Origin of the sequence: Vibrio sp. V23_P3S9T160 (genome assembly GCF_963886625.1) — a bacterium.
Classification (GTDB): domain Bacteria; phylum Pseudomonadota; class Gammaproteobacteria; order Enterobacterales; family Vibrionaceae; genus Vibrio; species Vibrio anguillarum.
This window is the reverse complement of sequence record NZ_CAWPDB010000114.1, coordinates 21,697-32,359: the sequence shown is the minus strand read 5'-3', so window position 1 is coordinate 32,359 and position 10,663 is coordinate 21,697. Positions and strand designations below refer to the sequence as shown.

Below are 10,663 nucleotides of genomic sequence, written 5' to 3'. Positions count from 1 at the left end.
TTTATATATGGATGACAGGCCAGAGAAATTTGAGTCCATCGGTGTGCAGATTTGAAAATGGCGACGAATAAATCGACAACGTGTCTGATGAAAGAGGTAGAGAGTGAGAAAAATAAATGAGCAACCGATTGTGCGGCAATTATTGCCGCTATTCTTGTTCCTGATAGTGCTAACGTCTTTCCCAACGCAGGCACAGGAAGAGCCCTATTCTGAATCACCAATACTGGATCGTCCTTTGGTTGAGCGCTACATATTGGATGAGTTGAAAGCGTTAAGACAAGATCAACAAGATCTTGAACGGCGACTCACGATTCAAATTACCGACAGAGAGCTGTCCGTTGCAGACAAGTCACTGAATTACTCGAATGTGACGGTGACCTATTTTTTCTATGTCATTGCTGGTGTTGCCTCATTAGTTGCATTAATTGGTTGGCAGTCACTTAAAGAAGTGAAGCACAACACGCGTGAGCTGGCCGATAAACGGCTAAATCAAATTGCGCAGGAATATGAGAAAAAATTCCTCGCCTTGGAGCGAGATCTTAAGCGCAAAACACGCATCATTACCGAAAACAACCGTGAAATTGAAATTATTAATGAAATCCATAACTTATGGTTGAGAGCGCAAAGTGTCCAAACACCAGAGCAGCGTATTGAAGTGTATGACGAAATTTTAAAAATCCGTCCCGGAGATTTGGAAGCGTTGACATACAAAGCAGATGCTGCGATGGAAATTCGAGAATACTACTGGGCACTGAGTCTATGTAATCGCGTGCTAGAGTTGGATGATGCTAATGCGCCAGCCTTGTACCAACGAGCATGTGCGTATGCGCGTATCGGAGCCGAAGAACAAGCGATTGAGGATTTACAAAGAGCCACGGAAATTAGCGCTTCATTGCGAGATTTAATTGCAGAAGAAGCTGATTTAGAAGGGCTACACGGCAATAAGAAGTTTGACGAGCTTATCAGTAGCAACATTTGATTTTGTATTAAATTTCATCCACTTTTTATAGCGAACTGGTGATAATCAAACGTAATCTTAACGACAAATTATTATCATTAGACACACATACGCTTTTAACCGTTAATGCGCCTGACGTTACAGGCGTCAAGTCGTGATATCAGACTTTCTGATTCACTTTTTACTCTCTGTTTTTGTGAGATTAGATGTGGAACAACCATCCAAATTAGATCGCGTTCGCGCTGACTACAATGTTCATTATTGGAGCCAAGGCTTCTTCGGTATTGACAATCAAGGCGAAGTTTATGTTTCGCCGCGCCATGATAAGGCGCACCAAACCCCCTTGAGTTCGATCGTAAAGCAGCTTGAAGCGCGTGATTTAAATTTGCCTGTGCTTGTACGTTTTCCGCAGATCCTGCATCAACGCGTACATAACATCTGTGACGCCTTTAATCAGGCGATTGAAGAATACCAATATCCAAACAACTACCTGTTGGTCTACCCAATCAAAGTGAACCAACAAAAAGAAGTGGTGGATGAGATTTTAGCCAGCCAAGCGCAGCTAGAGACTAAACAGCTTGGATTGGAAGCGGGCAGTAAGCCAGAATTATTGGCGGTATTGGCTTTAGCCCAACAAGCAAGTTCAGTGATTGTATGTAACGGCTACAAAGACAGAGAATACATTCGTCTGGCCCTGATTGGTGAAAAGCTTGGCCATAAAGTATTCATCGTTTTGGAAAAATTGTCTGAGCTGGATCTCGTGCTGAAAGAAGCGAAAAGCCTAGGCGTGAAACCACGTTTAGGGCTCCGTATTCGTTTAGCTTCTCAAGGCGCGGGGAAATGGCAGGCGAGTGGTGGTGAAAAATCGAAGTTTGGGCTCTCTGCATCTCAAGTGTTGACCGTTATCGAACGCCTTAAAAAAGAGCAGCAATTAGAAGCGTTGCAACTGGTGCATTTCCACTTAGGTTCGCAAATGGCGAATATTCGTGATGTGCGTAATGGCGTGAACGAAGCGGCGCGTTTTTACTGCGAGCTGCGTGATATTGGTGCGGAGATTGACTTCTTCGATGTGGGTGGCGGTTTAGCGGTGGACTACGATGGTACACGCAGTCAATCATCCAACTCGATGAACTATGGTTTAGCTGAATATGCACGCAATATCGTAAGCACGGTGAGCGATGTGTGCCAGTTATATAGTCAGCCAAGGCCAGTCATTATTTCTGAATCAGGCCGCTCGATTACCGCGCACCACGCCGTACTTATCACTAATGTTATTGGTACAGAAGCGTATTACCCAGAAGAGATTCCAGAAGTCGGTGAAGAAGCTCCGGTATTGCTACAAAACATGTGGCGTAACTGGCAAAGCTTAAGTGAAGGCTCTGATGCGCGTGCACTGATTGAAATTTACAACGATACGCAAAGCGATCTGTCGGAAGCGCACAACCAGTTTTCGACTGGCGTTATTAACCTTCAGCACCGTGCTTGGGCTGAACAGCTATCGCTGCGCATTTATCACGAACTGACACTGCAAATGAGCACCAAAAACCGCTTCCATCGTCCTATTTTGGATGAACTGAATGAGCGTTTGGCGGATAAGTTTTTTGTTAACTTTTCACTGTTTCAATCATTGCCAGATGCGTGGGGAATCGACCAAGTTTTCCCTGTGTTGCCATTGTCTGGCCTTGAAAAAGTGGAAGATCGCCGCGCCGTGATGCTGGATATCACCTGTGATTCTGATGGTGCAATCGAGCAGTACGTTGAGGGGCAAGGTATTGAAACGACGCTGCCAGTGCCAGCATGGAATGCCGATGAACCGTATTTGATGGGATTCTTCCTTGTGGGGGCCTATCAAGAGATCTTAGGCGATATGCATAACCTATTTGGCGACACACACAGCGTGGTGGTGAACATGGCAGAGAATGGCGAAACCGAAATCGTATCGATCAACGAAGGAGACACGGTTGAAGATATGATGCGCTATGTCCATATTGATGTGGATGCCATCCGTAAAAACTACCGCGAATTAGTTAGCCAGCGTGTGGCGGTTGAAGAACAAGAAAATGTATTGCAAGAGCTTGAGCAAGGCTTGAGCGGTTATACCTATCTAGAGGATTTCTAAATGAATGATTTGTTTACTAAAACTGATTATTCCCTGTATTCCAATGCGATGACGTTTGTACGTCGTCCTTATGTTAAAGACCCAGTAAGTGCAGATGCCGATGTTGTGGTACTGGGCGTACCTTTGGATATGGCTACATCAGGTCGCCCAGGGGCGAGAATGGGTCCAGATGCGATTCGTCGCGCTTCAGTGAACCTTGCATGGGAAGGTAAAAAGTTTCCTTGGAACTTTAACTTGTTCCAAGATACCAAAGTGATCGACGCGGGCGATTTGGTGTTTGATTGTGGTGACGCTGAAGATTTCACTTATCGCTTAGAAGCGGCGACTAGCGAAATTCTAAAAAGTGGCAAAACCATGCTTGCTTTAGGTGGTGACCACTTTATCACGCTGCCTATATTGCGCGCTTATGCCAAATATTATGGCGAAATGGCATTGATTCACTTTGATGCTCATACGGACACCTATGCCAATGGCAGCGCTTATGATCACGGCACTATGTTCTATCATGCGCCGAAGGAAGGGTTGATCTCAGCCAAGCACTCTGTACAAGTGGGTATTCGCACCGAATACAAACAGGAAGGCCACGGCTTTAATGTCATCAATGCGATGCAAGCGAATGATATGTCAGTGGAAGAGATCGTCGCTAATATTCGTCAAACTATTGGTGATAAACCCGTATACCTAACGTTTGATATTGACTGCTTAGATCCCGCTTTTGCTCCTGGAACGGGTACGCCAGTATGTGGTGGATTGAATTCCGATAAAGTGCTGAAAATCATTCGTGCATTGGCCGGTATTAATTTGGTGGGAATGGATGTTGTTGAAGTTTCTCCTCCGTACGATCAAAGTGAGCTAACGGCTTTGGCTGGTGCGACAATTGCTCTAGAGCTGCTTTACGTTTGGGCTTCTAAGCCAAACGTGGCGTCATAAAAATAAGTCAGCGCGCAGCATCACCACTGCGCGTTTTTCTTAACCATCATCTCAACGTATTTCCATTAAAAATCATCATCTTGTCTTTCAATGTAAAATTCACTTTGCGCACTCAATAATAAATATTAATGACATAACTTGCATAAGTGTTCGCCGTGTACCAATTTTATTAGGTTGGCTAGGTGTCTCATTGGTCTACCATTCATATTAATAATATGATCAAGTTTCACCTTAATCTTTCTAGCTGTTATACGGTGAGGGTGAATTTATGACTTTAGGTTTTAAAAGCAGAATATATGTGAGCGTAGCGCTGCTCGTTGCGATTTCTTTAATCGTTTTGGGTACCATCAACATGCTGTCGTTAAAAGAGAAGATGATTACCTCTTTAACCACAGAAACTCAAAACAAGCTCAACTATCACGTTTCTGAACTCGAATCTTGGGTGAAAACACGTTATCAAGCCGTAGTTAAAGGTTCACAACATTTCCGATCTGCTCTTTCTGATCAAGAGAATGTCAACTTAGTTCGATTGTTAGCTGAGAGTGCGCAAATTTCAAATGTCATTATGGCGTATGACGATGGCCGTGCCTATATGTCGTTTGACAAAGACAACGGAGTTGTTACAGGTCAACAAAATTTCACCAGTAGGGATTGGTATCAACAAGCAAAAACCTCTCGAACTGCTCAGGTAACTGAAATTTATGAAGATAAAATCACCGGAAAACGCGTGATCAGTGCTGTGATGCCCGTCTATGAACAAGGTCAATTCATTGGAGTGCTGCTTGGCGATATTCAACTGGATGAGGTTATTGTCCAAGTTAGTAATATGCGCTTTGCTGGCGGTGCAGCGACACTAACCGACAAGAATGCTGTCTTTTTTGCTAGTGATGATCCTAGTGATATTGGACGGACGCCCTCGCAAGTCAGCCCTAATTTCCTCGAAATGGAGAAACTTTTTAGCCAGCAGGATGCTGGTCATTTGTCATTTCCTTATTTAGGCATTGAATTTGATGGTTATTTCAAGCGCGTTAACCTAACCGATAACATGTACTGGACCATGATGGTGTTTGTCGACAAAGGTACGGCGTTAGCTAATGTGTATGAAGCGCAAAGTAGCGCTATTTACACTGGGGTGATTTTGCTCATTATCAGCGTTGCGGCAATCTTCGTCATTCTTAATTATATCTACAAGCCTTTGCTACGCCTGAAAAAAGCGGTACTTGATCTTTCGAAAGGCTCTGGTGATTTGACACGCCGCTTGGAGGTGAATGGTGATGATGACTTAGCGCAGATAAGCCAAGGCTTCAATTTATTCTCAGAAAATCTACAAAAAATGATGTTGCAAATATCTGATGCCAGTCAAAACATCTCCTCTAATATTGAACAGTTAGGTCAAACGGCAAAGGAAAATGAGCGGATGCTGCTTTCGCACTCATCTGAAACAGAGCAAGTAGTGACGGCTATTACTGAAATGAGTGAAAGTGCACGTACTGTGGCAGAGAGCGTCACTCAATCGAATCACATTACTGACTCGGCGAGCAAAGAGGCCAAACAATCGATTATTATTGTGAATAATGCGGTTGAAACGGTCAGCTCATTGGTGAGTGATGTCGAACAGATGTCTGAGCGCATTGCTAATATGAACAAAGATGCGATCAAGATCAGCGAAGTATTGACCGTGATTGGCGCTATTTCAGAGCAAACGAACTTGCTTGCGTTGAATGCGGCGATCGAAGCGGCGCGTGCGGGTGAGCAAGGCCGTGGGTTTGCGGTGGTTGCAGATGAAGTTCGTGCTTTAGCGGCAAGAACGCAAAACAGCACTACTGAAATATCAGATATGCTGGCCAAGCTACTTGAAGGGACGGATAGCGTTGTAGCAGCAATGGACAAAACTAAAAACCAATGTCAAACCACAGCAGATAAAACGTCCGAAGTTTCTGGTAGTTTAAACATCATGAGCACTTCCGTTTCCGAAATTGATGATTTGAGTACGCAGATCGCAGCTGCGACCGAACAGCAAAGTACAGTCGCAGAAGAGCTCAGTCGCAATATGCTAGCGATAAGAGACATTGTTGAATCATTGGTGGTGAGTGGCAGACAAACCGTCAGTGCTACAGAGTCACTCTCTTACTCAAACCATGAGCTTGACCGCTTGGTCTCCAACTTTAAATTAAAGTAATAAAACGCCGCTAACGCGGCGTTTTATTTGGGATTGAGCATGGAGAGAGCATCATGAAAACAGCGTACTATAGCGTGTGGCTAGATGAGCACGCCAACCAACTGAACCCTGCGTTTGAGCAAATTTTCCAGACAGTGAAAGCGCATTTTTTTGCTCGCGATCCCAATCGTTGGCCTTTGTATCGTATTCACGAGATCGCTCGTTGGCTTGAAGAGCGAAAAATTGATGCGCCAACCGTGGTAAATACTGTATTGCAGCAACAATTACGGCATTCAAACACCATTCCTCGACACTCGATCCACGCCATTCACCCTTTTAACGACTTAGCGCTTTATGCTGCTAAACGTTCAAAAAACTGGGATGACCCTCGCTCAGTGGAAAATGTGATCTCGACACCTTGTGACCCGGCCATTCACGGTGCGCTACTTGCAACTATTGCCAACCCTAACTTGGTTTATAGCGAATATGCGGGAGATGCCATTGAACTGGAAAAATTAGTCGTGCGGCAAATCGCGCATTTAGCTGGCTATGATGGTGATCAAGCGACTGGAGTATTCACACAAGGAGGTACATTTTGTAATTTGTACGGCTATCTATTAGGTATTCGAAAAGCGTTGCCAAAGTCAGCTCTGAATGGTTTGGCGGGAGAAGATTACAGGATATTCAATTCAGAAGCAGGTCACTATTCAAACATGACAAATTTGTCGTTGTTGGGGGTTGATGTTCAAGGTAAAGCGATTCGGATCAAAGTTAAAGATAACAATGAAATGGATTTGGCTGAATTAGACCAACAATTGATTTTCTGTTTTAAAAATGGCATTGCTGTTCCTAGCATAATGTTGACATTTGGCAGTACCGATACCTTCGCGACTGATGATATTGAACAGGTTTATGCGATAAGAGAAAGAAGATGCCAAGAATATGCGATTTTGATAAAACCACATATTCATGTTGATGCTGCTGTTGGGTGGAGTATGTTGTTTTTTCAAGAGTATGATTTTGAACGCAACCCTTTATCGCTTAATCGGGCAACACTGACGGGTATTGAATCCTTATTGCCGAGGATTAAAAGTTTACAATTAGCGGATTCATTTACGGTCGATTTTCAAAAATGGGGTTATGTCCCTTATACTTCCAGCTTGGTGATGCTCAAAAACAAACACGATCTCGCGGTATTAAAAACAGATCCCGGTTATTACTCCTACTTTGAACATGCTCAAAGAGAAGAGAGCCATTTGCAATCGACCATTGAATGTTCACGCAGTGCCGTGGGTGTTTTCTCTGCCTATTCAGCACTGCAACATTTAGGTATCGAAGGCTACCAAACCGTGATTGGTCATACATTGCAAAATGCTAATTATTTACGCTGCCAATTAGCCGCTCTACCACACTGCAAGGTGGCAGCAGTAGAAAACCAAGGGCCAAGTGTTACTTTTCGTCTCTATGATCCACAGAAAGTGACGTGTGCTGAATCGATGTTTGAGCAAGAAATGAACGTCGCACGTCAGGGTTCTATGGTTGATTCGATAGTAGAGAATACGCTCTACCATCGTCATCAGTTCTTATCTCATAAAGGCCAGCATCTCAACACCAATTGGGTCGATTCGATTGCGCGCACTCATTATGATGACACTGGACATTGTTTACATATTCCGGGAGAAAAAGCGGTGTTAATGAACCCCAATACCACCCGAAAACATATCGAACAGTTTTGCCAAAACATTGTTCGGCGCTAGCCATGGAGAGGGTGAGCGGGAACTGAAATGAAAACTACTCACGTCAATGTAATGTTATTTTCCACCACAAGCGTTGTGTGAATAATGTATTAGCATATGCCCGTTATATTAACTTGAATATTACATCTCAGATAGCAAGCTGTTTCAAGGAGCGAGAATGAAAAAACAACTGTTGACCCTAGCAATTAGCGTTTGCTTTGCCAATATGGCGCAAGCGAGTGAGTGGGGATATGAAGGTGAACGTGGACCTGAACATTGGGGACATGTTTCTAAAATTTGTGAAACGGGCAAAAATCAAAGCCCAATTGATATCAATGACTTCGTTGAAGCTGATTTAAAATCTTTGGATATCCACTATTCAGGCGTTGTGGGTGCATTGACCAACAATGGACACACGCTGCAAGCCTCAGTTTCAGGGAAAAATACACTGGTAGTGGATGGTACAGAATTTGAACTCAAGCAATTTCACTTCCATACCCCTTCTGAAAACTTAATTAAAGGACATCAATATCCTTTAGAAGCGCATTTTGTGCATGCTGATGTGGCTGGCAACCTGGCAGTTTTGGCGGTGATGTTTGAAACGGGCACACAGAATGAACCATTAGCCCAGCTTACTGCGGAGTTGCCTAAAGTTGGGGCGAGTGTGCAGTTAGCAAAAGGGTTAGCAGTACAGTCACTGTTACCTAAGCTAGATGAGTATTACCGTTTTAATGGGTCACTCACAACGCCGCCTTGCAGTGAAGGCGTGAGATGGTTGGTGGTCAAACAGCCGAAAAGTTTGTCACAGCAGCAAAGTGTAGCGCTACATAGTGTGATGGGAAATAACAATCGGCCCATACAAGCTCACAATGCTCGCTTAGTGCTAGAAAAAGAATAACAACGCTCTTTGAGCGATTTGAAGTCGCAGTCGGGCTCACAGGGTTTACTATTTCCTTTCCGCTCTGCTTCTTCAAAATTTAGGTGTAAGTGCTTAATTTAGCTAAGCTATTTTTTGTGCTTATTCATTGACAGCATTTAATGTATAGCGGCTTGCACTGGCTAAAGATAGTGGTTTTGAAAACCAATAGCCTTGTAAATAAGTTGCCCCCATCTCTTTAAATTTTTGGTACATGTCGCCATTTTCAACCCCCTCAATAACAATGTCGACGCCATTGGTGTGACAAAACTGGATGAGAAAGGCTAAATATTGTTCTGATGCTGGGTTAGTCAGTGTTTTCCATACAATGCTTTTGTCTATTTTAATTTGATTGAGGGGCAAATCAAAGAAGCTATTGAGTGAGCTAAAACCAGCTCCAAAATCATCCAGCGACAGTTGAAACCCCATTTCATTTAAGGAGTGAAGCTGGTTAATCGCATTTTTATCGCCATCGAGTATGACAGTTTCCGTCAGTTCCAACACAATAGAAGAGGGCAATACACCGGAAGCCTTAGCCATCGTTAGTATCTGTTGTGGGAAGTCACTTTTCAGAAGTTGAAGGACTGAAACATTAATATTAACCCGAATATTAACCCCATTTTGTTTATTGTAACGGCCAATAAACTCACAGGCTTTTTTGAAGACAAAATAGCCTAAATCAACAATCAGCCCCTTTTTTTCTGCAACGGGAATAAATTCGTCCGGGAAAATCTCACCAAACTCTTTTGAGCGCCAGCGGACTAAGGCTTCAAAGCTGGATACCTGTCCTGATTGTGCATGAATAATGGGTTGGAATTTCACGGACAATGAACGTTGATCTAATGCTTCCTTTAAGCCTCTTTCGATGAAGAAATAACGATCAACGTTTTTTTGAATTCGGCCACTGTAAATTTCGATACGAGAATGATTTTTGGCACTGGCAAATTGGCAAGTTCGTGATGCAATATTTAACAACTCATCGGCAGATATAGCACGGTTTATCTCAGGATAGACACCAATGCTAATATCATTACCATAGAGGTGCCCATGCTCCGTGGCGGATTTCGAATAGTGCTTCATTATTTGAGAGCAGATATGCTTGAGTTCATCGTATGAGCGTTCTCCTCTAAGTAATATGGCAAAATCGTCAGAGCGAATACGGTAAAAATCAGCAAATTCATCGGGCAGTTCACGCAGTGCACTTACGACGTGATTCAGTAAATCTTTAACAATATCTGAGCCATATTGATTGAGATAAGACTTAATATCTTCAAGTTGGATGTAGATAAGTGAATAAGGCTCTCCAATTTTGAGTGCTTTCTCATCAATATCGAGCAGTAATTTACTTCGATTATAGAGGCCTGATGAGCTGTCAAAAAATGCAGCTTGATGAATGTAATCTTCCATCAATTTTTGATCGGAGATATCTTTATGGCTACCCACCATAAAATGTTCACCGTTCACACTTTTTGTGACCGCATTCCCCTCTAACCAGATATATTGACCATTTGCTTTTTTGACTCGGTATTGAATCGTTTCCCTTGATTCAGTGGTGCTGATATGCTCGTCGACGCGGCTATTGAGCAGTGCACGATCCATAGGATGAACCAAACTCAGCCAATCAGCATAGGAAATAGTTTCGCTGTTTACACCAAATTGTACATAAAATGTTGGATTATAGAGCACCATGTTTCCATCGCTGCTCATATAAAACAGACCTTGACTAAAAAAATCGAGAATATGAACCAGACGCTGCTTTGCAACGGCACTGTCTAGGTCTGAAATTGAATACTCTTCCTGCGGAAATGACATGGTCATGTTAATCCTAATTCAAGCGAAAGCAGCA

7 protein-coding genes are annotated in these 10,663 nt (G+C 43.2%); 6 read left to right on the top strand and 1 reads right to left on the bottom strand.

Features of this window, described 5'->3' with window-relative positions:
• Positions 1-103: 103 nt before the first annotated feature.
• From AACU59_RS07570 to AACU59_RS07545, 6 genes are all read left to right on the top strand, one after another.
• Positions 104-979: a tetratricopeptide repeat protein gene (locus AACU59_RS07570; protein ID WP_088733455.1), complete on the top strand. Its 876-nt coding sequence runs from the start codon at positions 104-106 to the stop codon at positions 977-979.
• Positions 980-1,166: 187 nt separating this feature from the next.
• Positions 1,167-3,077 (top strand): arginine decarboxylase, encoded by a 1,911-nt coding sequence (gene speA, locus AACU59_RS07565; RefSeq protein WP_026027469.1) that lies wholly within the window; start codon positions 1,167-1,169, stop codon positions 3,075-3,077.
• Positions 3,078-4,007 carry an agmatinase gene (gene speB / locus AACU59_RS07560; protein ID WP_013867969.1) on the top strand — a complete coding sequence of 310 codons (930 nt, stop codon included), beginning with the start codon at positions 3,078-3,080 and terminating at the stop codon, positions 4,005-4,007. It begins immediately after the preceding gene.
• Positions 4,008-4,275: 268 nt separating this feature from the next.
• Entirely contained in the window at positions 4,276-6,186 is a 1,911-nt protein-coding gene (locus tag AACU59_RS07555) for a methyl-accepting chemotaxis protein (RefSeq protein WP_094145121.1), read from the top strand.
• 53 nt (positions 6,187-6,239) lie between these two features.
• Positions 6,240-7,922, top strand: a complete 1,683-nt coding sequence (locus tag AACU59_RS07550; RefSeq protein WP_094145120.1) for a pyridoxal phosphate-dependent decarboxylase family protein — start codon at positions 6,240-6,242, stop codon at positions 7,920-7,922.
• Positions 7,923-8,079: 157 nt separating this feature from the next.
• Positions 8,080-8,799, top strand: coding sequence for a carbonic anhydrase (locus AACU59_RS07545; RefSeq protein ID WP_094145119.1), 720 nt, complete (start codon positions 8,080-8,082; stop codon positions 8,797-8,799).
• A 120-nt stretch (positions 8,800-8,919) separates the two neighbouring features.
• On the opposite strand, the gene AACU59_RS07540 is transcribed toward AACU59_RS07545, so the two are convergent.
• Positions 8,920-10,635: a putative bifunctional diguanylate cyclase/phosphodiesterase gene (locus AACU59_RS07540; protein ID WP_013867965.1), complete on the bottom strand. Its 1,716-nt coding sequence runs from the start codon at positions 10,633-10,635 to the stop codon at positions 8,920-8,922.
• Between the last annotated feature and the right edge of the window lie 28 nt (positions 10,636-10,663).